The organism is Cytophagia bacterium CHB2, from assembly GCA_030263535.1.
Lineage (GTDB): Bacteria > Zhuqueibacterota > Zhuqueibacteria > Zhuqueibacterales > Zhuqueibacteraceae > Coneutiohabitans.
Window position 1 is genome coordinate 1 of record SZPB01000067.1, and the last position, 21,534, is coordinate 21,534.

General features: G+C 54.1%; 22 protein-coding genes. 3 read left to right on the forward strand and 19 right to left on the reverse strand.

Going from position 1 to position 21,534, the window contains the following annotated elements; translation table 11 throughout:
* Positions 1–19: 19 nt before the first annotated feature.
* Together FBQ85_09005 and FBQ85_09010 are read right to left on the reverse strand one after the other, a co-directional pair.
* Positions 20–1,327, reverse strand: a complete 1,308-nt coding sequence (locus tag FBQ85_09005; GenBank protein ID MDL1875289.1) for a hypothetical protein — start codon at positions 1,325–1,327, stop codon at positions 20–22.
* 103 nt (positions 1,328–1,430) lie between these two features.
* The gene (locus FBQ85_09010; GenBank protein MDL1875290.1) at positions 1,431–3,695 is read right to left on the reverse strand and encodes a tetratricopeptide repeat protein; all 2,265 of its coding nucleotides are present in this window, start codon (positions 3,693–3,695) and stop codon (positions 1,431–1,433) included.
* A 28-nt stretch (positions 3,696–3,723) separates the two neighbouring features.
* On the opposite strand from FBQ85_09010, the gene FBQ85_09015 reads away from it, so the two are divergent.
* Both FBQ85_09015 and FBQ85_09020 read left to right on the forward strand, forming a co-directional pair.
* Positions 3,724–3,987 (forward strand): hypothetical protein, encoded by a 264-nt coding sequence (locus tag FBQ85_09015; protein MDL1875291.1) that lies wholly within the window; start codon positions 3,724–3,726, stop codon positions 3,985–3,987.
* Positions 3,978–4,424 (forward strand): PIN domain-containing protein, encoded by a 447-nt coding sequence (locus FBQ85_09020; protein MDL1875292.1) that lies wholly within the window; start codon positions 3,978–3,980, stop codon positions 4,422–4,424. The genes FBQ85_09015 and FBQ85_09020 overlap by 10 nt, the downstream gene beginning before the upstream one ends.
* A 239-nt stretch (positions 4,425–4,663) precedes the next feature.
* Here FBQ85_09020 and FBQ85_09025 read toward each other — a convergent pair whose 3' ends face one another.
* The 16 genes from FBQ85_09025 to FBQ85_09100 all read right to left on the reverse strand — a co-directional run bounded on the left by FBQ85_09025 (position 4,664) and on the right by FBQ85_09100 (position 17,084).
* Positions 4,664–5,719, reverse strand: coding sequence for a hypothetical protein (locus tag FBQ85_09025; GenBank protein MDL1875293.1), 1,056 nt, complete (start codon positions 5,717–5,719; stop codon positions 4,664–4,666).
* A 255-nt stretch (positions 5,720–5,974) separates the two neighbouring features.
* A complete protein-coding gene (locus FBQ85_09030) occupies positions 5,975–6,979 on the reverse strand; it encodes an SPFH/Band 7/PHB domain protein (GenBank protein ID MDL1875294.1) in 1,005 nt (334 codons plus the stop codon).
* Positions 6,980–6,989: 10 nt separating this feature from the next.
* A complete protein-coding gene (locus tag FBQ85_09035; protein ID MDL1875295.1) occupies positions 6,990–7,439 on the reverse strand; it encodes an NfeD family protein in 450 nt (149 codons plus the stop codon).
* Between the two features lie 114 nt (positions 7,440–7,553).
* Positions 7,554–7,970 (reverse strand): DUF420 domain-containing protein, encoded by a 417-nt coding sequence (locus FBQ85_09040; protein MDL1875296.1) that lies wholly within the window; start codon positions 7,968–7,970, stop codon positions 7,554–7,556.
* Entirely contained in the window at positions 7,970–8,470 is a 501-nt protein-coding gene (locus tag FBQ85_09045) for a hypothetical protein (protein MDL1875297.1), read from the reverse strand. The genes FBQ85_09040 and FBQ85_09045 overlap by 1 nt, the downstream gene beginning before the upstream one ends.
* A gap of 18 nt (positions 8,471–8,488) precedes the next feature.
* Entirely contained in the window at positions 8,489–9,382 is an 894-nt protein-coding gene (gene cyoE / locus FBQ85_09050; GenBank protein ID MDL1875298.1) for a protoheme IX farnesyltransferase, read from the reverse strand.
* Positions 9,383–9,400: 18 nt separating this feature from the next.
* The gene (locus FBQ85_09055) at positions 9,401–9,754 is read right to left on the reverse strand and encodes a DUF86 domain-containing protein (protein MDL1875299.1); all 354 of its coding nucleotides are present in this window, start codon (positions 9,752–9,754) and stop codon (positions 9,401–9,403) included.
* Positions 9,735–10,040 (reverse strand): nucleotidyltransferase family protein, encoded by a 306-nt coding sequence (locus tag FBQ85_09060; GenBank protein ID MDL1875300.1) that lies wholly within the window; start codon positions 10,038–10,040, stop codon positions 9,735–9,737. The genes FBQ85_09055 and FBQ85_09060 overlap by 20 nt, the downstream gene beginning before the upstream one ends.
* Positions 10,041–10,134: 94 nt before the next feature.
* Positions 10,135–11,121, reverse strand: coding sequence for a heme A synthase (locus tag FBQ85_09065; protein ID MDL1875301.1), 987 nt, complete (start codon positions 11,119–11,121; stop codon positions 10,135–10,137).
* A gap of 30 nt (positions 11,122–11,151) precedes the next feature.
* A complete protein-coding gene (locus FBQ85_09070) occupies positions 11,152–11,601 on the reverse strand; it encodes a hypothetical protein (protein ID MDL1875302.1) in 450 nt (149 codons plus the stop codon).
* The gene (locus FBQ85_09075; GenBank protein ID MDL1875303.1) at positions 11,516–12,139 is read right to left on the reverse strand and encodes a cytochrome oxidase subunit III; all 624 of its coding nucleotides are present in this window, start codon (positions 12,137–12,139) and stop codon (positions 11,516–11,518) included. Before FBQ85_09075 ends, FBQ85_09070 begins: the two co-directional genes overlap by 86 nt.
* The gene (locus FBQ85_09080; protein ID MDL1875304.1) at positions 12,136–12,414 is read right to left on the reverse strand and encodes a hypothetical protein; all 279 of its coding nucleotides are present in this window, start codon (positions 12,412–12,414) and stop codon (positions 12,136–12,138) included. Before FBQ85_09080 ends, FBQ85_09075 begins: the two co-directional genes overlap by 4 nt.
* A 226-nt stretch (positions 12,415–12,640) precedes the next feature.
* Positions 12,641–13,633, reverse strand: coding sequence for a heme-copper oxidase subunit III (locus FBQ85_09085; GenBank protein ID MDL1875305.1), 993 nt, complete (start codon positions 13,631–13,633; stop codon positions 12,641–12,643).
* Positions 13,557–15,416, reverse strand: a complete 1,860-nt coding sequence (locus FBQ85_09090) for a cytochrome c oxidase subunit I (GenBank protein ID MDL1875306.1) — start codon at positions 15,414–15,416, stop codon at positions 13,557–13,559. The genes FBQ85_09085 and FBQ85_09090 overlap by 77 nt, the downstream gene beginning before the upstream one ends.
* 327 nt (positions 15,417–15,743) lie before the next feature.
* Positions 15,744–16,451 (reverse strand): cytochrome c oxidase subunit II, encoded by a 708-nt coding sequence (gene coxB, locus FBQ85_09095; GenBank protein ID MDL1875307.1) that lies wholly within the window; start codon positions 16,449–16,451, stop codon positions 15,744–15,746.
* Positions 16,452–16,538: 87 nt separating this feature from the next.
* Entirely contained in the window at positions 16,539–17,084 is a 546-nt protein-coding gene (locus FBQ85_09100) for a hypothetical protein (GenBank protein ID MDL1875308.1), read from the reverse strand.
* Between the two features lie 561 nt (positions 17,085–17,645).
* Here FBQ85_09100 and FBQ85_09105 point away from each other — a divergent pair.
* A complete protein-coding gene (locus FBQ85_09105) occupies positions 17,646–19,943 on the forward strand; it encodes a hypothetical protein (GenBank protein ID MDL1875309.1) in 2,298 nt (765 codons plus the stop codon).
* A gap of 417 nt (positions 19,944–20,360) precedes the next feature.
* On the opposite strand, the gene FBQ85_09110 is transcribed toward FBQ85_09105, so the two are convergent.
* Positions 20,361–21,534: TonB-dependent receptor (locus FBQ85_09110; GenBank protein MDL1875310.1), on the reverse strand; the 1,174-nt coding region annotated here is incomplete at its 5' end.

A 21,534-nucleotide genomic window follows, 5' to 3' on the forward strand; every position in this document is an offset into this window, starting at 1 on the left:
GGCGCGCGCTAGCTGTCCTTCAAATCGTACAAAACTCAAACGCTTTCGGCTTCGGCAGTGGATGTCGCCGAGCGCGCCGCGCCGCAAACGCGCCGTGTTCTCTTGCCAATTGGTCGCACCAGGCTTTCTGCTCGGATCCGGTTAGCTGCGGCTCTGCCCTTTCCGCCAGCGCCAAAAAGAAATGCGCATGAGCACGTCTGGTTGCTTCCCAATCTGCGCTCGCTTGCAAGCGCTCCAGCGCGTATTCGCGTATGGTTTCGAGCATCATGAACCTGGGCTCACGATCCGCCGCCCGATCCTGGCGAAGCAGGCTTTTATCAACCAAAGCGGCAATGCCATCCAACGCCGGGCCGGCAACATCATGCCTGGCGCTGCAAACCGCCTCCGCCGCTTCCAAAGAGCAACCGCCGGCGAACACGGCGAGCCGGCGGAACAAAATTTTTTCTTCGGCCTCGAGCAAATCGTCGCTCCACGCTATCGCCTGCCGCAACGTTTGGTGGCGCGCCGGCACGTCACGTGGCCCGCCTTTCAAAAGCTCCAAACGCTTTTCAAGCCGCGTCAAAATCGTCTGCGGTGAAAATATTTTGAGGCGCGCTGCCGCCAGCTCGATGGCCAACGGCAAGCCGTCGAGGCGATAACAAATGGCGGCAACGGCCTTGGCATTTTCGTCAGTGATGGCGAATTCCGGCTGGACCGATTGGGCGCGTTGTTTGAACAGCTCGATCGCTGCAAAATGGGTGAGCGCTTCGAGGGAAAGCGATTGCTTGGGATCAGGCGTGGCGAGCGGCTGCACTGCAAACTCGTGCTCGCCAGTGAGATGCAACACGACGCGGCTGGTAACCAGAATTTTAAGTTGTGGACAGGCGCCCAACAATTCCGCCACACTCGGCGCCGCGGCCACGATTTGCTCAAAATTGTCAAGGACAAGCAGCAGTCTTTTTTCAGCCACATGCGCAATGAGGCTTTCCGACAGCGAGCGCAAGGTACTGGTGATGACGCCGAGCGTTTCGGCAATTGTTGATAACACCAACGCCGGATCGTTAATGGGCGCGAGTGAAACGAAAAACACCCCATCGTCGAAATTCGCGAGCACATTGGTTGCAACCTGCAAGCTGAGCCGCGTTTTACCCGTGCCGCCGGGACCGGTTAAAGTTATCAGACGCATCTCCGGCCGGCGCAAAAGCTCGCTGATCGTCCGCACATCTTTCTGAAACAACTCCGCCATCTGTGCCTGGGTCAGCCAGACCGTCTCGTCTCGCAATATGACCTGGTTTTGCGTTTTACCATCTTCCGCACGGTAAGGCAGGATTTGGCTCTGGTTTGCCATATTCAACCACCCGAGACTTTAGTTTTGCCCATACTGTGAAAACCTGCCGTCTTCGCCGAGTTTCCCTAGAATGCGATTATGTAAACAGTTTGCTGATCGTTTTTTATCCCTCGAAGTGCTCCCAAGCCACTTTCGTTTTGGCCATCAGTTTTTCAAATCGTTCCTCGCCGCGAAGATTTTCCAGGAAGGGATCGTGGCGGGCGAGATAGGGATAATTGATGAAGCCGCAAGTGACGCCGTTTTCCAGCCAGTCGTAAGCCTGCTCTTTCTCCTTTAAAAGCGCGAAGCCGTCCGCGACGAGTGTCGAGTATTGCCAGTCGGCGCGCGCGGCAATTTTGATGTCATGCGTCAATGCGTCGAGCGCTTTTTCTTTTTCGCCTGAGATGGAAAATTTCAAAAACGATCCCAAGCGAGTATAAAAATGCTCCGGCGCATCTTTGAGCATCAAATCCACCAGCGCGAACGCCTCGTCGAAATTTTTGTTCAACAGCAGCAGAAAAAAATAGAAGAAGCGATGCGCGATATTTTCCGAGTCCAATTCATACGACGCGCGGATGGACTCGAGCGCTTCGGCGAACCGGCCGTCGTAGAACGGCGGCGCGCAAGCGAACATGTAATTCGACGGCGTGAGCGGATCGATCGCGATCAGCTTTTGAATCAAAGGCTCTGCCAGCGCGCTTCGGCCCACGGTGGAATAAATCAGCGTCAGCCACATCAATGAATCCGGATCGTTGGGATCGATCTGCAAGGCGCGCGCGAAATAGCGCACGCTGGCGCGCGGATTGCCGCGGCTGACTTGAATCAAGCCGAGCAGGCGATAGCCGTAAACGGATTCCGGCTGCAAAGAGAAAATGCGCTGCACGGATTGCTCCGCCTCTTGCAGAACCGCTTCTTCGGCCTTGATGCCCGCGTTGAAAAATTGCCAATGCGCATAACCTTTGGCGGCGAGTAGCAACACGTTTTCCCCGGCGAGCTCCAGGCCTTGCTGCAACAGCTTCAATGCGCGCTCCAAGCCCTCCGCGGAAAATTGCAGAATCTCGTGCCGCGCCCGAATGTATAAATCATACGCCTGCACGTTGGCAATCGGGCGCTCGGCGATTTTTTGCTGCTCTTCCGGACTGAGCTTCATTTTGAGCGCGTCAACGATGGCGCGCGAAACTTTTTCCTGGATGTCAAACACGTCGTCCAGCGTGCCGCTGTATTTTTCCGCCCACAGGTGCGCATCGGTCGCAGCGTCGATCAACTGCGCCGTGATGCGCAGGCTGTTGCCGGCCTTGCGCACACTGCCTTCCAGCGCGTACTGCACCTGCAAATCCCGGCCAATGGTTTTAACGTCTTTGTCCGTTGCCTTCAGCTTCATCGCCGAGGTGCGGGAGATGACGCGCAGCGCCTGTACTTTGGAGAGATCGGCAATAATTTCCTCGGTCAAGCCGTCGCTGAAATATTCATTCTCGGGGTCGGGGCTGATATTTTTGAAAGGCAGCACGACGATGGATTTTTCTGCTTTGGGCAAAACGATGGGCGCGGAAACCGGTTGACGCAAATCTGCCAGCAATGCTTGCATGTTTTGGTAGCGCTGATCTGCGTCTTTGTTCAGCGTCTTTTGTACCAATTGCACCAAATCTGTCGAAACGCCATCGCGCAAATCGGCAATTGCCTTCGGTTCTTCATTCAAAATCGAATAAATCACCGCCTGCTCGTACACGCCACGAAAGGGCAACTGCCCAGTCAACATCTCATACAGCACCACCCCAAACGCCCAAATATCCGTGCGATGGTCGACCGGCTCGCCGCGCGCCTGCTCCGGCGACATGTACGCCGCCGTGCCGAGGGTGGAATGATCCTTCGTGAGCTGCGCGCCGCCTGCAATCTTCGCCAGCCCGAAATCCATGATTTTGACCTGGCCTGATTCCGTTACCATGATGTTGCTGGATTTGATATCGCGGTGGGTGACGCCTTTGGCGTGCGCGGCTTGCAAGCCTTCGGCGATTTGTGTGGCTATCTCAATGATTTTTTCCACTTGCAACCTGCCACTTGCAACTTGCTGCAACTCTTTCCCATCGATGAATTCCATCACCATAAAAATGTCACCGTCGACTTCTTCGATGGCGTAAATCGTGGCGATGTTGGGGTGGTTCAACGCCGCTGCGGCCTGCGCTTCGATCTTGAAGCGCTCTCGCTCTTCTGCGCTAGCGGAAGTTTGTCGCGGCAGAAACTTGATGGCGACAAGGCGCTTGAGCTTGGTGTCCTCGGCTTTGTAGACGACGCCCATGCCGCCTTCGCCGAGCTTGGCGAGGATCTTGTAGTGGAGAATGTTTTGGTTGCGCATGAAATTCACCCTTGCTATTTGACGTATACCGGCGTACATTTTATACGTCAATTATTAAGGAGAAAAAATGGAAACAAAGCTCACGTTGCGCATGGACGAAAACATCATCCGTGCCGCAAAGAAATACGCGCAGAAACAGGGCGTCAGTCTGTCCAAACTGGTGGCCGATTATCTGCGGATCATATCGGTTAAAACGACCTCATCCAAAAACAAGACGGCGTTTGAGCCGACGCCGATACTTTCGGAGATTACCGGCGTTCTTCAGAAGGCTTCCCGCCACAAAGACTTGCGAGAAGAGTACCGCGATCATCTCGAGGAAAAATATCTGTGAAAACCATTTTCTTTGACATCAACATCATTCTGGACATTTTTCTTAAACGAGAGCCTTTTTATGCCGCTTCAGCGCGGGTGTTCAGCCTTGCTGAGACCAAACAATTCAGGGGTTGCCTCGGCGCTTTGAGTTATCCGGTCCTGTTTTATCTGCTCAAAAAGGAGCTGGATCGGGATGAAGCGATTGCGATTTTGAAAAAGGTTCGCATCGTACTGAAAGCCGCGCCACTGGTGGAGAAAGTCGTTGACTCGGCCTTGAGTTCTGATATTTCTGATTTTGAAGATGCCATGCAATACTACTCCGCCTTGGAAGTAAAAAGCGGTTATTTTATCACGCGCAACAAAAAGGATTATCCCGCCAAACTTATGAAGATTCTGACTCCGGATGAGTTTCTAGCTTTGTTAAGAGCTGAAAGTGCCGAATCAAACTCGCCATAATCATTCTTTCCCTCCATACTTTTTCCGGTAAATCGGCCTCTCAATCCAACCTCAATTTCCTTAAAATATACCGAAACCTCGGTTCATCGCGCAGCGGATCAAACTCGGGATCGACTTTCAGCATATTCAGCAAGCTGGACGATTCATAAGCTTTTTCCAGCCACACTTGCCATGCCCCGTCGCGTTGTTCGGATTCAAGGTGATATCGTCGTTCCGATCATCGCAATTGGAACGCGTTTTCAAAATTTTCTCTTACTGGCGGCGTCTTCAACTTCCGCCAGCAGTTCTTGCAGCTCGGTTTGCCGAAGCAATCTTCCGTCGCGCACAACCGCGGCGATTTTTGTCGTGTTGTGAATGTCGTCGAGCGGGTTGGCCTCCAGCAAAACGAGATCGGCGATTTTCCCCTTCTCCACCGTGCCAAGTGAATCCGCCATATTGAGAAACTTGGCGGGATTGCAAGTCGCTGCTTGCAGCGCTTCCATCGGCGTGAGCCCGGCTTCAACGAGCAATGCCAGCTCGTCGTGCAGGCTGAATCCCGGAAAGCAAAAATCGAGAATCGAATCCGTTCCCGCCAAAAACTCCACCCCGGCATCCTTCATCTTGCGCAGCAATGCGGAATCGAGCTGATAGATTTGCTTCGCCCAGTCGAACTCGAGCACCGTCCAGTTTTTATAACGGGGATCGTTCTTGGGGTGCATCATCATTTGCAGCCACGGCGAGACGTACTTGAGGCGCGGATCGTTCATAACGTTGGGATCGGCGCGGTGAAACGCGCGCAGCGCCGTCAGCGTCGGGCATTGCCAGGTGCCGTTCTGTTTGAACCGCGCAAACAACCCGGCGGCCCTGGTTTCACTGTAGATTTTCGCCTCATCGGCGAGCCAGTCAATCTTGCCTGCTGCGGTTACCGGAAATTTGTAGAACCGTGTTTTCTTTTCAAAAACGGCTTTGCCGTGAATCACGCGTGCACTGTCCTTGAAAGTTTCTTTGCGAAACGTGAGTGACAGCAGCTTGCCTAGTTCGGCGGCCACGGATTTGAGAATGGCTTTACCGGCCTCCGATTCCAACCAGGCATTGAGCGTGGGCGTGAGAAGCTCGGGATCATGATTGCCCTCCCAAAAGCTGGCCAGCATTTCCTGTAATTTTGCAGTCAACGAAGGATCAGGATCGCTTGGCAAAGCTCCCGGCGTTTCCGTTTCAAAAACATAGCACGCTTCGTGAATGCGGCCGCCGCCGAGATGCTCGATGCTGCTTTGGCCGGCCGCGGAAGCTTCTGCCGCACTCACGCCGGCCGGCATGTGGCCCGCAAAAGGAATACCTTGTTTGCCGCAATGCCGGCCAAGGCCCGCGAGCTCATGGTTCCGTCGATTCCCGGCTTGCCGGGTGCTTGAAAAACTTCGTGCCGGAAACAAAAGCGCCGGGCAGCATCGGCGTGCGGCCAAGAGCCGATTGTCCGGGGTACACGAATACTATCTTTCGGGGCAGAGAGGGAATCAATGAAGGCGCAAGACAAACCGGCGCTGAGAAAAAGCAACCAGCACCTTGCTTGCGTGTCACGCACGCGATTTGGTAGTATTCTCTTTCAACAACTCGCGAATGCCGCCGATGGCGGAAAGAATGCCGGTGGCCTCGAACGGCATAAACACGACTTTATTGTTGGTGCCTGTGGTCATTTCCTTCAATGCCTCGATGTACTTCACGGCAATGAGATATTGGGTAGGATCAGCGCCGCCTTCGCCCACGGCTTTGGCAATTGAACGAATGGCTTCAGACTCGGCGTTGGCGACACGCTGAATCGCAATGGCTTCGCCGTCGGCGCGCAACATTTCGGATTGTTTGCCGCCCTCGGCTTCCGCGATTTGTGCTTCACGCTTGCCCTCGGCTTGCAGAATGACCGCACGTTTCTGACCTTCGGCTTCGAGAATGATCGCGCGGCGATCGCGCTCGGCGCGCATTTGCTTCTCCATCGCGATGCGAATATCCGGCGGGGGAACGATATCCTGCAGCTCCACGCGATTGATGCGCACGCCCCATTTGTCCGTGGCTTCATCGAGCAAAATGCGCAGCTTTTGATTGATCGTGTCGCGGCTCGTCAAGGTTTGATCGAGCGACAACTCGCCGGTGGTGTTGCGCAAACTCGTTTGCGTCAATTTTTCGATGGCATCAGGCAGGTTGTAGATCTCATAAATTGCCTTGATCGGGTCGGTTATCTGAAAGTAGAGCAGCGCATTGATTTCAATCTGCACGTTATCGGCGGTGATAACGTTTTGGCGGGGAAAATCATAAACGCTTTCGCGCAAATCGATGCGATCCAACTCGCGCAGCGTATAGTGCGCGGGCTCGTCGGCGGTTCCGGACACGATATGGCGCCAGATGATTTTACGCGGCTTGTCGATAAACGGCCAAATGATGTTGATGCCGCTGGTGAGCGTGGTATGAAATTTTCCCAGCCGTTCGACGATTACGACTTCCGCCTGCTGCACGATACGCAAACCGCGAATAACCATCAGAACGACCAGCAGCGCCAACGCCAAAACAAACCAATGTAACGGTTGCATCGCTCCCTCCTTAGTTCGATTTTTGATGAATGCCGTTTGCCGTCACGATCAATTTGTTACCTTCCACGCGCACAACGCGCACGAACGTTCCGGACGGCAGGGTTTGCCCGTCTTCACTCCGGCTGTTCCACACCTCGCCTTCAAGCTTTACCCAGCCTTGCAGATTGGAAACCTCGTCCGTCACAATGCCAACCATGCCGACGAGACGGTCGATGTTGGTGGTCACATGATTCCTGGTTCTGCTCAAGAGTTTGAGGAAGACCGGACGAATGGACACAAACACGATGAATGTCACAGCCGTAAACACGACAATCTGCGCGGTGAAATTGAAATCCAACGCCGCCGTAATCGCTGCGGCAAAGCAGCCCAAACCGAAGCATGCCGGAATCAAACCGGGCACGAATATCTCTAGAATATAAAGAACGATACCAAGGATCAGCCAGACCAGCCAGGCTTCCATAGTCGCCTCCTTTATTTTTGAAGATTGGGTCGCTTATGTGAAATGAAGCTGGAGGCAGATAATCAATGATGCCGGCTTAAAGTAGCAAACTTCCGAGGCGGGAGCAAGATGATTTTAGAGATGATAAAGCATGGCATAAACGATCACCCCGGTAACCGACACGTATAACCAGAGCGGAAACGTGAAACGAGAGGCTAAACGGGCGTGTTGGTCGAATTTTTCCTGGAAGGCGCGTATCAGTGTGACGATAACGATCGGCACATTCACCACGGCCAAAACGGTATGTGAGAGCAGGATGGCAAAATAAACCGGGCGAATCCAACCCTGGCCCTGAAAAGGTCGCGAGCCGACGTTATAGTGATAAATGAGATAACTAATAAAAAACAATATTGAAACCGTCACTGCGGTAAGCATGCAGATCTTGTGCTGCTTGATGCGCTTGCGGCGAATGAAACGATAACCCAGCAGCAGAAAGATCGCGCTCGCCGAGTTTAACGCGGCATTGAGGTGAGGAAGGTCGGAAACGGAAATCACAAATGCCCTTCGCTTGTGGAAGCAGTAAGATACGCTTTGCGGTTCCGCCGAATCTGGTCGGCGTGATTATGCGCATGCACGGCGTAAATGCGCAGCCAGGTTTCCACCGAATAGGCGCCGCTTTCGCTATGATGGCCGGCGCGCTGCCAATCAGCTTCTGTCATCAAATCGAGGAGCTGGGCAGTCGTGGCGCGTGCGGCTTTGAAGGCCTCGAGCGAGGCTTCGATCGGCCGCTCGCGATAGCGCAACCGCCGCGCGAATTCTTCCTGATCATAGCCTTGAATTTGGGCGTGCTCTTCGACCAACAATTTGCGCAGGCGAATCGCGCTCGTCATCTCGCTGTCCGCCAGGTGATGCACGATCTCGCGCGCAGACCATTTTGCCGGCGACCAACGATAATCCAATTCTTCCGCGCTGATGCCCTGCAAGGCTGCGGCAACCTGGTTATAGCCGTCTTGGTATTGCGCGATAAACTGCGCGCGTTCATCTGCTGTCATAATAATTTTGGTGTCGATCTAAAAAGTCTTATCCCAGGCCATGACGCCGAGCAATGCCGGCAAATAGACCAATGAGGCGCGCATCAAGCGTTGGGCGGCGGCGACATTGCGCGAAACGATCACTCCAATTCCCGCGCTCAAGAAGGCTAGGCCCAACAGCAGCGCCGTAACAAAATAGACGATTCCTGTCAGGCCGATCAAGGTGGGTAGCAGGCTAACCGAGAGCAGCGCAATGCAGTTGGCAATGATCTGGCGTCCCGCACTGCCGCCTTCCGGATCGATCACAGTGAGCATGCGAAAGCCGCCGCGCGCATAATCGTCGCGGTAAATCCACGCAATCGCGAGAAAATGGGGCAACTGCCAGAGAAAAAGAATCGCAAATAAAATCCACGCTTCGACGCCGATCTCGTTGCGTACCGCTGTCCAGCCGCCCATGGGCGGCAATGCGCCGGGAATCGCGCCGATGATGGTCGAGAGCGAGCTTTTTTGTTTCAAGGGTGTATAGAGAAACACATAACTGATGAGTGTGATCGCGGCCAACAGTCCGGTTAGTGCATTCACCAACATGATCAAGTAAACGATGCCCAGAACGGATATGCTCACCCCGAACGCCAGCGCCGCACCGGGCGTGAGACGCCCCGCGGGCAAAGGGCGGTGGCGCGTGCGCAACATCTTTGCGTCCAGGTCGCGCTCGAAATATTGATTGAGCGCGCTGGTACCGCCGGCGACGAGCGCGGTGCCGAGCAGGGTATGAAAGAGCAGGATGAAATCCATCTCGCCCTGCGCGCCGAGATAAAAACCAAAGAGGGCCGTCAGCACGACCATCAGGGTTACGCGGGGTTTGGTGAGGGCGAAGTAATCAAAAAAAGGTTTGGGATGATTCAGCGTTGCACGCATCGTTTTCGGACCCATTGAATTCTTTGTTTTCATCTACGATATACCATTCATCTCACGGTCAATGATCGCTTCAATGTCGTTTTGGAGACGGGGAATTTTATTCTGAACCACATCCCAGACGAGCTCATAGTCAACTCCGAAATAACCATGAATGAGCTTGTCGCGCATGCCAGCAATTGTTTTCCAGTCGATCTCAGGATGTTTTTGGCGAAATTCATGCGGTAGATTTTTTACCGCTTCTCCGATGATCTCCAAGCTTCGCACGAACGCTCGTGGCAGCGTATCATCTTCCAGAAATTGCCGGCGCGGCAAGCTCTGCGACTTGCCGATTAGGTACTGCGTTTCGTCTAAAATGTGACGTAAATATTCAAGCTGCGAAAGAGACATATTCAATCTCTTCCATGATATAAGGCCTAATATAGGGGCTTATCGACTCGGGTGTTAAAAGCTCAACCGGCCTTCCAAACAGATCATCCAAAAAAAAGGCGAGATGGATGAAGTTATCAAAATTTTTTTGGCCCGCTCCAAATTCCACCAAAAGATCGATATCGCTATCTCGTTGTTGCTCGTTGCGAACGAATGAGCCAAAAAGGCCTAGCTGCAAGACGCCATACCCTCGAATTCTATCTTTGTGTTCTTGCAGTAGGGAAAAAACCTTGGTTTTGTCCAACATATCTGAAGGCATGCAACATTCTCTTCTTCTGATCTTGGTTATCCCGATATAAACAAACTTTTGAATACCCCAAACATCTCTTTTGCCGAAGCCTCTACCCCGCCTGTGGAATGATTTTTCCCATTTTTTCGGCGGCCGGAATCCGTTCCGGAATTTCCGTGTATCGCCTCGCGCGCAGCGCTAGCACCACGTTCGTGCCCAAAATCAATGCGCCAGTGGCGACATGCATGGTGGTCGGCGTCACGGCTTTTTGCGTCCAGATGGTCAGCGCGCCCAGGGTGATTTGCAGAATGATCGCGCCGGTGAGCAACAACGCCGGGCTGAGCAGCAAGGCTTCCTCGCGATGTTTGCGAAAGATGCGAACCACGGTCCAAACAATCGAAGCGGTGACCAGCAACGCGCCAACGCGATGGGCGAAATGTATCACGATTTGCGGCGAGTCAAGAGGCGGGATCACCTGTCCGAATGCCAACGGGAAATCCGGAATCGCCAGACCCGATTTGGTGTGGCGCATCACGGCGCCCAGGATAAGTTGCAGCAGCACCAACGCCGTTGTTATGATCGTCAAGGTTTGCAGAGAGGGGCGCTGCACGTCATCGGTTCGCACGCGCGGTTTGAGCCACTCCGGGGAGGTAAAAAGCGCCACGCAAATGGTGAGGCAAAAAAATAGTTGCGCCAGCGTGCCATGCGCCACGGAAATCGCAGTGGGCAGCAAGAACAGAACGGTGAGGCCGCCGAGGATTCCCTGCAAAATAACGGCGGCCAACGCCGCATACCCGAGGCCTCGCACCCACGCACGCGGTTCAACACGCCAAAGCCAGATCGCCAAAATCATCGTCAGCATGCCGACGATGGTGGCAACCATGCGATGGCCGTGTTCATACAAAATGCCGCCCACCATTTGCGAAAGCGGAAACGAAAACATAAAGTGGCCATACGTTGTCGGCCAATCCGGCACGGAAAGCCCCGAATCCGTGCTGGTGACCAGGCCCCCGATAAAGATCAAAACAAACGTGGCTCCGACCACCAACAGCGCAAAACGGTGGAGCCATTTGCGGCCATTCGATTCATGCGTATTCATATGATTCAAACATCACATAGTAAAAGACATTCATTGAGCATCGGGCGCAGGCTCGGCCTCGGCTTGCGCCGCAGCCTCGGCTTTCTTGGTTGCTGAGCTGCGCGGTGTGCCGGTCAAATCCGGCAGCAGCGCGATGATCAGCAGCGTACAAAGAACCAAGGGCGTCAGCGCAATGATGCCAAGCGTGCGCTTTTCGAATTTCAAATGCATAAAGTACATCGCCACGAGTGCAGCCTTGCTGAGTGCGAGCAGAATCAAGATGACCGCCACACCGATTCTGCCGATGGGCAGGTACACGGCGCCGACTTCGAGAATCGTCAACAGAAACAACGCGCCAAAAACGGCCATGTAATTCGGTTCTTGATGAGCGGCAGACATGGAAATTCTCCTGGGGCTATTGAATGAGATACACGAACGTGAACACCAAAATCCAAACGAGATCGACGAAATGCCAGTAGAGCCCGACGTTTTCCACGCCATTGTAATTCGCAGCGGAATAGCGGCCTCGCAAGCTGTTCATCAAAATCGCGCTCAAGTAAATCACGCCGCCGGTAACGTGCGCGCCGTGAAAGCCAGTGATGGCATAAAACGTTGTGCCAAAGAGATAGCTGCCGTAGGGATTGCTGGTGAAAGTCACGTTCTGCGCGGTCATCAGATGCGTCCATTCATAAGCCTGCAGCCCGAGGAAAATCAAGCCGCCGAGAATGGTGAGCGCAAGAAAATTGCGCAGCCCTTTCTGGTCGCCGCGCTTGACGGCCGAGAGGGCCTTTACCATGGTCACGCTGCTGCAAATGAGCAGGAAGGTCATGAACGCGGTCAGGTTGATGCCGAGCACCTCGAGCGGATTCGGCCAGTCCGTCGCGCCGGAACGCAGCGCGCCATAGCCTGCGAGCAGAGCGCCGAATGACATGGCGTCGCCCGCCAGGAAAATCCACATGCCGAGCTTGCCCCAACTTTCAGGCGTTAAGGGCGATTCTGCGGGATCGACTGCATGAGCATGGGCTGTTGCGTGGCTCAAGTTCTTTCCTCCTCTTTTTCAGAAGTTATTGGTGATACCTTTGCGTTTGTCTTCATTGCCAGTTGCTGCCGGCGATGCATAACCACCAGGCATAACGCCACCCCGCCGACGATGGTAAACGGCATCGCCATCAAAAAAAGAATGCTGTTGTTGAAACCGCGCGCCAGCGATTCATTCGCCGTTTCCGCGCAACCGGGGCAGGCATGGGTAATGATGGGAAGCGCCAGCAGGAACAGCGTGAGCACGGAACAAAAAACTTTTACCGTTTTCTTCATCACAATAATCTCAGATCAAATAAACCTTGCGGGTGACGCGCCAAAACGCTTAGATAGCGCGCGAATATTTTCGATACTCAAGTCGCGTCTGCCTGCGTTGAAACGATCAAAGCGGTTTTTCTCAACTATGTGAAACCAAGAATCCAGCGCTGTCAGAATGCTTGCGCGTGAATTCTCTAAGCGTTTTGCGAGAAATAACATGCTTGCAAGCGCGCCTCCCTGTACCTCAATTCAAATACACTAAAGCATAAAGCGCTGGCCACAACAGGACCACGAGATACCAATACATGCTGCAGAGCTGCACCGGCGTGTGGCGTTGCGCGGTGAATTGGTTTTGCTGGGCACGCCGCCAGACGATCACCAACCACAACACAGCCCCGAGCACATGCAGGGCGTGACAGCCGATCAACACGTAAAAAATTGCGCCGTACACGCTCGAGGACAAGGTCAAGCCAAAATCAATGAGCTTGATCCACTCCGAGCCCTGGATGAATAAGAACGTCACGCCGAGCAGAGCCGTAGCCGCCAGTCCCTTGACCAAGCCGGCGCCCTCACCCCGCCGGATGCGTTGATACGCGGCGAACATGGTGATGCCGCTGAGCAACAAAATTACGGTATTCACGCCGGTGACCGCCACCGGCAAGCGCGGTTGCCCGAGCGGCGGCCAATTCACAGCACTGGTACGAAAGACGATGAACGCTCCGATGAGCGTGGCAAAAAACATCGCATCCGTTCCCAGAAACAGCAACATGCCGAGCACGGCATTGCCTACCGGCTTGGGTTCGGTATCATCATCGCGACCGTTATCGTCCGGACCATAAGGCAACTCGGGCGTGATGGGCGGCGGATCGCCGGAAAAGTGATCGAGCGCGATAACCTCATCTTCAGCGCGCGACCGCCATTCGTAAGCGACCGCGCTTGCGGCAAAGGGCGGCGACGTAATTGATGACATGGCAAAGAGGCCCGGCATTAGTTCAAAACGATAACACTCACAATCGTCACGACTACTAAAAATGCCAATACGCCCAACAGAATTTTCAGCAATCGTACATTCTGTGTCGCAAGCTCCGCCGGTTTCATCGCTGTTCCTTGTCACTCTCGCGTTGGTGCTTGTGAATGAGGTTCGCCGCGCGCCGTTGCGTTCAGTGGCCTGCCGGCACAGGCGTTCTGCTGGTTTGCGGCACGTAATCTTCTTCGACGCCCGGCACGCTGAACTCATAAGCGCCGTGATAAACCACCGGGATTTTCTCGAAATTGCCGTGCGGCGGCGGCGTGGCAGCCGTCCATTCCAGCGTATTGGCGCGCCAGGGATTGTCGTTCTCGGCTTTTTTGCCCTTGTACATGCTGTAGATAAAATTCACCGCAAAGATGATTTGCGTGAAGCCGAGCACAAACGCGCTGATGGTAATGAATTCGTTCATGCCCTGAAATTGCTTCAAGAAATCGTATTGCAGCGGATTGGCAATGCGGCGCATGTGCCCGCCGACGCCGAGAATGTGCATGGGGAAAAACGTGCAGTTGAACGAAACAAACGTCAGCCAGAAATGCACATGTCCCCAGGTTTGATTCATCATGCGGCCGTACATTTTCGGGAACCAGTAGTACAAGCCCGCGAAGATGCCGAGAATGCTGCCGCCGAACACGACATAGTGAATGTGCGCGACGATGTAGTACGTGTCGTGAATGAACATATCGACGGGCGTCGAGGCCATGTAAATGCCGCTCAAACCGCCGATCACGAACATCGACACAAAGCCGAGCGCGAACAACATCGGCACCGAAAATCGAATATTGCCGCCCCACAGGGTGCCGAGCCAGTTAAACGTTTTGATGGCGGAAGGCACGGCGATCAACATGGTCGAAACCATGAAGGTGGTGCCGAGTCGAGGATTCATGCCGCTTTGAAACATGTGATGGCCCCACACGATCCAGCCCAGGAATGCGATGGCAATCATGGCCCAGACCATGGCGCGATAACCGAAAATCGGTTTGCGCGAGAACACCGGCAGAATCTCGGAGGCCAGGCCCATTGCCGGCAAAATCAAAATATAAACCTCGGGATGGCCAAAAAACCAGAAGAGATGCTGCCACAACAACGGCTCGCCGCCGCCCTTCACATCGAAAAAGCTGGTGCCGAGAGTTTGATCAAACAAAAGCATGGCGAGCGCCGAGGTCAACACCGGCAAGGCGAGCAGCAAGAGAATGGCAACGATGAAAAGCGACCAAACCGAAAGCGGCATACGGAACAGCGTCATGCCGGGCGCGCGCATGTTGATGATGGTGGTGATGTAGTTGATCGAACCCATCAGCGAAGATACGCCGAGCACGATCAAACTGAACGACCATAACGCCTGTCCCAATTCCACCCCGGTCCAGGCGGCATTGGCGGACAGCGGTGTGTACGAGGTCCATCCCGCTGCGGCATGCCCGCCGGGAACGAAGAAGCCCGCCATCATGATCACGCCTGAGGCTACCGCAATCCAAAATGAAAGCATGTTGAGCACGGGAAACGCCATGTCGCGTGTGCCGATCATTAATGGTATGAGAAAGTTGCCAAAACAACCGACGAGAATCGGCATGACCACGAAGAAAATCATGATGGTCGCGTGCATCGTGAACAGCGAGTTATAAAACGCCGGCGCCACCGCGCCCATCGGCATATTCTTCGCGAGCCAGTTCTTTTCGCTGTCATCTTTCTGAATCCATTCCATCCACAGATTGTCCATGCCGGTTTTCGGCTCGCCGGTTTCCAGAAATTCCGCAGAAGCGCCAATCAACGGCAGCGGTTGATCAGGATAGGCAAGCTGCCAGCGAAACAACAGCGCAAAGCCGCCGCCGAAAATCATCATGAGCAAACCCACCGCAAGAAATTGCTTACCGATCATTTTATGATCGAGCGAAATGAGATAGGTGCCAATGAAACCGTGCGGATTCGCTTCCGCCAGGCTGCCGAGGCCGCCGACAAAATAGGCGAATCCCACCAGAAAATCTGTAAATCCCATCAGCGAGGCGCCGCCCGCGCCGTGCATCAAACCCCACACGGCCCAGATCGCGCCGTACAGCAAAGGCAATGCGCCGAACAATTTATTGGCGCGCCGCCACGTCAACACGCCGTTGATAATCGAAACCACGCCAAATGCCAGGCGCGCGAGAAATCCGCTTTCCGGCTTGGTCAGCAAGGTCACCAGCACAAACAACACGCCGACCACAATCATGAACGCGCTGAAAACCTCGCCGAATAAACGCCGTTGCTTCTGTTCTTCAGTTGAAACCGCATGTGCATGCGCCATTTTCTCTCTCCAGTCGATTTAACGCATTGAGGTTGGTTTTCATTGTTCATTTTCTGCGGGCGCCAGATCGGCGGGGGCCGCTTCTTCTTCCGCGGGCGGCCAGGTCTGTTGCACCCATGCGTCATAATCTTCTTTGGTATCGACGTAAAGCGTGCCCTTCATGCCGGAATGGCCGAAGCCGCACAATTCGGCGCAGGGAATTTCATAAACGCCGGGCTTGGTGGCCTGGAACCACGCGGTGATGTTATGGCCGGGCACCGCATCTTGTTTCAGGCGCAATTGCGGCACGAAAAAGCTGTGAATGACGTCGAGCGAGCTTAAATGCACATGCACCACGGCGTCAACCGGAACGTGCAGATCATTGTCGATTTGATAGTCATCGGCGGTGTCAAATTGGGCATCCGGCCCGGGATAAACAATTTGCCAGTTGAATTGCTTGCCCGCCACCCGCACTTGCACATCCGGCGCGGGCCGGCTTTGCTTGATCTCGCCCCACAACGGTTTGCTGACCAGCGCGAGCACCAGCATCGCCACCGTGGTGGCGCTGGTCCAAATCCATTCCAGCGTGGTGTTGCCGTGCGAATAAACCGCGCGCCGGCCTTCGCGGTGGCGATACTTGACAAGGAAATAAAACATCGCGCCCGCGACGAGAAAAAAGACGCCTGCGGTGATGTAGTAGATGACGTAGAAAAAAAAGTCGATTCTACCACCGTAAGTCGACACATTCTCCGGAAGCCAATCGAGCATGAAGGTTTCTCCTCCCTTGACTGATTGAGTTGGTCATTGCGCCTGCCAGCGCTCTCCCTGCCTGGAATCAAATGTGAGTGCTTACAATCATTCCGGCAGAGAATCGTTTTGTTTGAAAGCGAAATCGACAGCCTGTTTCACCGAATCACCCAGCGTCACGCGTTGCTCGCTTCGCCCCAGCTTTTCATGCCAGGCGGTGACCACATATTCTCCGGGCGGCAACGGTCCGAGACGGTAACTGCCATTTTCCCCGGTAACCGCATAAAACGGATGTTCGAGCACGCCCGCGTAGGCAGCCATCCACGGGTGCACGTTGCAGCGAATGGGAATCATAATCTCGCGGCGGGAAAACGTGCGCGTCAATTGCTTGGTGTGGCGCGTCATGCCGAGATTGAACGGCGGGTTTTGTTGTGAGGCCGCGTGAACATTGTGCATCGTGTTGTCACTATTCAAAATCTGCAAGGGCTGGCCGATTTGAATGCCGAACACGCGCGGCGTGTAGCGGCAGCCTTCCTGATTCAGGACGACCGGCTCGGCTGGACTGGGATATTTGTGAGCGACGCCCTCGGCGATATACACAAATACATTACGAAGGGTTTCATTGTCATTGACAATAATCTCCTCCGACGCCATGGTGTTTAATCCGTTACACAAACATGCAGGATCCGAACTCATACGGATCAAGGGGCGTGCCGGCGGTGTGCCGGCAAAGTTCACGCGCCCGAGGATTTCACTCGTTGCTGCGGGGGGTGGGGCCGGCGCCCGGGCTTCTCTTTGGGGGAGGGACGCCGATTGTTCGCGCTCGCCACAACTCCAACTCGACAGCATGAAGAGGATATAAAAAGAAGCGCGTTTCGCGCTCGCTCGGGATAGCAAATAACTCACAGCGCATCTGCAAGAGGGAGCCGAACCCGGCTCATGACACATCTGTTAAAAAATTGGAAGCGGAATTTAGTCAGGCATGGGCGTAATGTCAAGGGGAAATTCGAGCTTTGCACAATATCTCAATTTGCCATGAAACAATTCCGCCCGGAGACTTCGTGAAAGTGGCGTTTGACACATCCGTCAAACTGCGCTCTTTTAGCTTAGGCGTTCACTCATCTCGTTGCTTTTCGATTGATTTTTAGCAATGAATGTGATTCATTCCCCCTTCACAATAACCAATGCGCTTCAACATCTGCCATAGGCCGGTTCATGAAATCTTTTCGCCTCGCACACATTATTCCTCTTCTGATTATTATTATCGCGAGTGTTTATTATCTCGGCGGCGCGCGCGTGAAGCAGGAGGATCACCGCAATTGGCCCGGTCGCGAAGAATTATTTGAGCGGTTGTTTCGCGAACGGCGCTTGTTGTTTGTTTATGGCGCAAGCCGGCCGGAATTCGCCGCGCGTTATCAAGCCTTTGCCGAGAACTACAAAAACCGCTCGCGCCGCTTGAGTGTCACAATCAAAAGCGACCGCGAGACGACCAGCGAGGATCTCAAGAACAACGCGGTTTATCTCGTAGGCACGCCCGCCTCCAATCACTGGTTGAAAAAATTGTCCGCGCGCCTGCCAGTCAAGTTCGAAGACGGCGGTTTCGAGCTTTTCGGCAAAGCCTACCGCGATTCCAGCGATGTGATTTCTTTGTTTTATCCCAATCCCGAGAACCCGCAAGTGCCGCTGCAAGTGCTGTCCGGCAACCGCGATGACGAAGTCCTGGCCTTCGAGCAGTTTCGCCAAAGCGGTGATTATCGCATTGTCCGCCGCGGCAACTGTATTGCTTTGGGAAGTTTTGCGCAAGAGGAAGGCCGGCGCTGGGCGTTCGACAGCGCCAATCATCATGATTTTGCGGCAGAGACGAAGCTCGCCAAAGAAACCGCGCATTTTCGTTTTCATACGCACGGTTTTACGCCGCCGGCAGAAACGCTTGACCGGCTTGCTTCAACCTGCGAGCAAAACTATCAGCGCCTCACAGCATTTTGGGGAAACGCGGCAGCGCTGCCGGCAATCGATTATCATCTTTATGCAAGCTTTGAAGAAAAAGGCTTGATCACCTCGAATACGCAACTGGCGCATTGCGATCTGACGCGCCGGGAAGTGCATGTCATGCTGGGCGATTGGATCAGCGGAACGCAGGCCGCGCATGAGTCGGATTTGCTGCTGCGGTTGCACCTCGGCGCGCCGAAACATTTGGTTTTGGAAACCGGTTTGCGCATTTACTTCTCGGAGAATTGGCGGAAGCGCGGCTATGCCTTTTGGGCCAGCAAGCTTTTTCTCTCCGGCAATATGCCGGCGCTGACGGATTTGCTCGACAATCAAATGTTGCAAAATGAATCCGATCTGGTGATGGAACCGCTGGCCGCGACGCTGGTGGCGTTTTTGCTTGAAGCTTGGGGGCGTGAAAAATTTCTGCAGAATTACGCGCACTGGTCGCCCGCCCCGCAAGAAGCGGCTGCGCTGGAAACGGGATGGCACAGATTTCTGTCGACAATCGCCGGGGAATATCGCGCGGCAATTGCGGCAAGGCGCAGAGAATTTCCCAAAGCAACCTCTTTTCAGAAAGGTTTCTGTCACGCGCATGAAGGCTATCAAATTCACAACGGCTATCTGTCGCGCAAATCCGATGAGGCGTTGGCTAAACTCGCGCGCCTGGGAACGAATGCAGTGTCGCTCACGCCCTTTACTTCCATAGAAAATCCGCAAAAGCCGGAGTTTTTCCGCTTGTGGCGCAGCGCCGGCAGTGAGAACGATGAAAGCGTGATACACGCCGCAAACAGCGCGCATGCGCTCGGCATGGCCGTCATGCTCAAGCCGCACATCTGGGTCGGGCGCGGCAGTTGGCCCGGCGATATTGCCATGACGGCGCCGCAAGAATGGCAACTCTTCTTCGACTATTATTACCGCTGGATCCGGCATTATGCGCTGCTCGCCGAAATGTATGACATGGAAATCCTCTGCCTCGGTGTGGAACTATCACAAGCCACCGTCGGACACGAACAGGAATGGCGCACGATGATCGCCAAGCTGCGCCGCCTTTACAGCGGCGAGATGACCTATGCCGCAAATTGGGGAAACGAGTTCGAGAAGCTCGCGTTTTGGGACGCGCTCGATTTCATGGGCGTGAATTGTTATTATCCGTTGAGTGAAAAAGACAATGCCGGTGATGCGGATTTACGCGCGGGCGCTACGGCCGTGGTCGAGCGCATTGCCGCGGTGGCGTGGCGTTTTCGCAAACCGGTGTTGTTCACGGAAATCGGCTTCACCAGCACCAACGCGCCCTGGAAACAGCCGCATGCCGAAGTACGCGGCAGTCCAGTCAATTTGAATGATCAAGCGCGATGCTATGAAGCCATGTTTCAGGCATTGGCCGGAAAGTTCTGGTGTCGCGGCATTTATTGGTGGAAATGGCCGAGCTATCTTGACTACGGCGGCCCGGCAGACAACGAATTTACTCCCAACAACAAGCCGGCGGAACAGATTGTGGCGAATTGGTATGGCAGGGCGTGGTGAATTGCAATCGGCATGATTCAGCGACAAGAGTAAAAACCCATGACTGCGCTGAGGCATGCTTTAAAAATTGCAGCTTTCGAAGAAATCTCTGAAGCTCATCGAGCAAATTTAAGCTCCGCCCACAAAATTGAAATCCCGCAAAAAAAGCAAAACCTTTTCAGTGGGATTTTATTTCCGGGGGCGAAACACTTTTAAAATTTTATTCTGTTTTTGATAGGCCAATCGCTTATTTCTGAAAAGTATCTGGTCGCAAAAGCTTGAGGAAATTTTTGCCGGCGGGAAAGAAAACGATGGCAAGATATGGTATTTTTCAGAGAAAACACCGTCCGGGCGCTTTATGATTCAAACATGAACACTTGCGAAAGGGTTTGACATGTTTGCCGCCTCAGCGCCCGGGCGGTATTTCTCGGGGGCGCATCACTTGTTGTAGCTAATACCCACCCAAATTCTCCGGCCGTGATGCTCTTCAAACTCCAGGGAAGGTTGGCTGAAATCGATGCCGCCTTGTTCGGGATCAACGCTGCGTTGATCCAATAAATTGCGCACTTCGAGAAACGGCAATACGTTCAGTCCCAGCCCGTGCAACACCGGTGCAGAAACTTTCAAATCGAGAAAATGCCGCCAGCCCAGTTCGGTGCGCGCGTCGCTGAGCCACTCGACGGCTGTGGCCGGACCGTTGATGCGCGAGAGCAGACTGACGAGATAGCCGCTCGGTGTGTGATAGGCAAAGTGCAGTTTGAACGCATGCCGTTGATCCCACGCCAGCGGCTCTTCCCAATACGCATTCGTGGTCTCATGCCGGCCCCGGCTCAACAACGTTGCTTCCGGCCACGAACCGGTGCCCGTGCTCGTCAAATAGGTATAGCTCAGCCCGGTGGTAAACATCCGGCCGAAACGCTGCCAATACGCAGCCTCGATGCCGCTGGTACTCGCTTTTGCGCGATTCTCATAGCGAAACACGGTTTGCAGTTTGTCGCTGACCGCGGTCTGTTCGGTATCATAAGGAAACGTGTCGATCAGATTGTCGAAGTCACGTAAAAAGCCGGTGAGCGAGAAGGTCGAATGCTCGGCGAGCACGCGGCGGTAGGTCAATTCCCAGGCCTTGGCGCGAATCGGTTTAATGTTGGTATTGCCGAAGATCGGCCAGCGCGCGGAGACGTTGCCCTGGGGATTCGTGTACAAATAATAAAATGCGGGCAGCTCATAAAACCAGCCATAATTCAACGCGAGATGCTCGATGTTGCCGATCGGAATGGCAATGCCGAGGCGCGGCGCGACCGTGAGCTGAAATTTATCATAGTGCGGGGTTGTGATGGAATCGTTCGGCACGGCGACGATATGTTCCGAAGGCAGCCGCGCGGGTTTGGCATTGGCCGAAAAATATTCCGTGCGCAAACCCAGCGTGGCAAGAAACCCGGGCAATTCAATCTTATGATGAAAGTAAGCGGATAACGCATACGGATTTCGTTTAAACGAATCCTGGTAGCGGCTGTACACCAACTGTGCCGCTGAACGGCCGTCCGGCCATAACAGAAAACGATCACGCGCCAGCGATATTTGCCACCAGTTGCTTTCAACTCCGATTTTAAAT

Bases quoted from the DNA above. Each gene is read 5' to 3' on its own strand.
- FBQ85_09055 (MDL1875299.1), bottom strand. From the start codon at position 9,754: ATGTCTCTTTCGCAGCTTGAATATTTACGTCACATTTTAGACGAAACG.
- cyoE (MDL1875298.1), bottom strand. From the start codon at position 9,382: ATGGGTCCGAAAACGATGCGTGCAACGCTGAATCATCCCAAACCTTTT.
- FBQ85_09035 (MDL1875295.1), bottom strand. From the start codon at position 7,439: ATGGAAGCCTGGCTGGTCTGGCTGATCCTTGGTATCGTTCTTTATATT.
- FBQ85_09080 (MDL1875304.1), bottom strand. From the start codon at position 12,414: ATGAAGAAAACGGTAAAAGTTTTTTGTTCCGTGCTCACGCTGTTCCTG.
- FBQ85_09100 (MDL1875308.1), bottom strand. From the start codon at position 17,084: ATGGCGTCGGAGGAGATTATTGTCAATGACAATGAAACCCTTCGTAAT.
- FBQ85_09030 (MDL1875294.1), bottom strand. From the start codon at position 6,979: ATGCAACCGTTACATTGGTTTGTTTTGGCGTTGGCGCTGCTGGTCGTT.
- FBQ85_09015 (MDL1875291.1), top strand. From the start codon at position 3,724: ATGGAAACAAAGCTCACGTTGCGCATGGACGAAAACATCATCCGTGCC.
- FBQ85_09025 (MDL1875293.1), bottom strand. From the start codon at position 5,719: ATGCCGGCCGGCGTGAGTGCGGCAGAAGCTTCCGCGGCCGGCCAAAGC.
- FBQ85_09090 (MDL1875306.1), bottom strand. From the start codon at position 15,416: ATGGGATTTACAGATTTTCTGGTGGGATTCGCCTATTTTGTCGGCGGC.
- FBQ85_09010 (MDL1875290.1), bottom strand. From the start codon at position 3,695: ATGTACGCCGGTATACGTCAAATAGCAAGGGTGAATTTCATGCGCAAC.
- FBQ85_09045 (MDL1875297.1), bottom strand. From the start codon at position 8,470: ATGACAGCAGATGAACGCGCGCAGTTTATCGCGCAATACCAAGACGGC.
- FBQ85_09060 (MDL1875300.1), bottom strand. From the start codon at position 10,040: ATGTTGGACAAAACCAAGGTTTTTTCCCTACTGCAAGAACACAAAGAT.
- FBQ85_09065 (MDL1875301.1), bottom strand. From the start codon at position 11,121: ATGAATACGCATGAATCGAATGGCCGCAAATGGCTCCACCGTTTTGCG.
- FBQ85_09070 (MDL1875302.1), bottom strand. From the start codon at position 11,601: ATGGCGTGGAAAACGTCGGGCTCTACTGGCATTTCGTCGATCTCGTTT.
- coxB (MDL1875307.1), bottom strand. From the start codon at position 16,451: ATGCTCGATTGGCTTCCGGAGAATGTGTCGACTTACGGTGGTAGAATC.
- FBQ85_09105 (MDL1875309.1), top strand. From the start codon at position 17,646: ATGAAATCTTTTCGCCTCGCACACATTATTCCTCTTCTGATTATTATT.
- FBQ85_09005 (MDL1875289.1), bottom strand. From the start codon at position 1,327: ATGGCAAACCAGAGCCAAATCCTGCCTTACCGTGCGGAAGATGGTAAA.
- FBQ85_09085 (MDL1875305.1), bottom strand. From the start codon at position 13,633: ATGAGTTCAGCGTGCCGGGCGTCGAAGAAGATTACGTGCCGCAAACCA.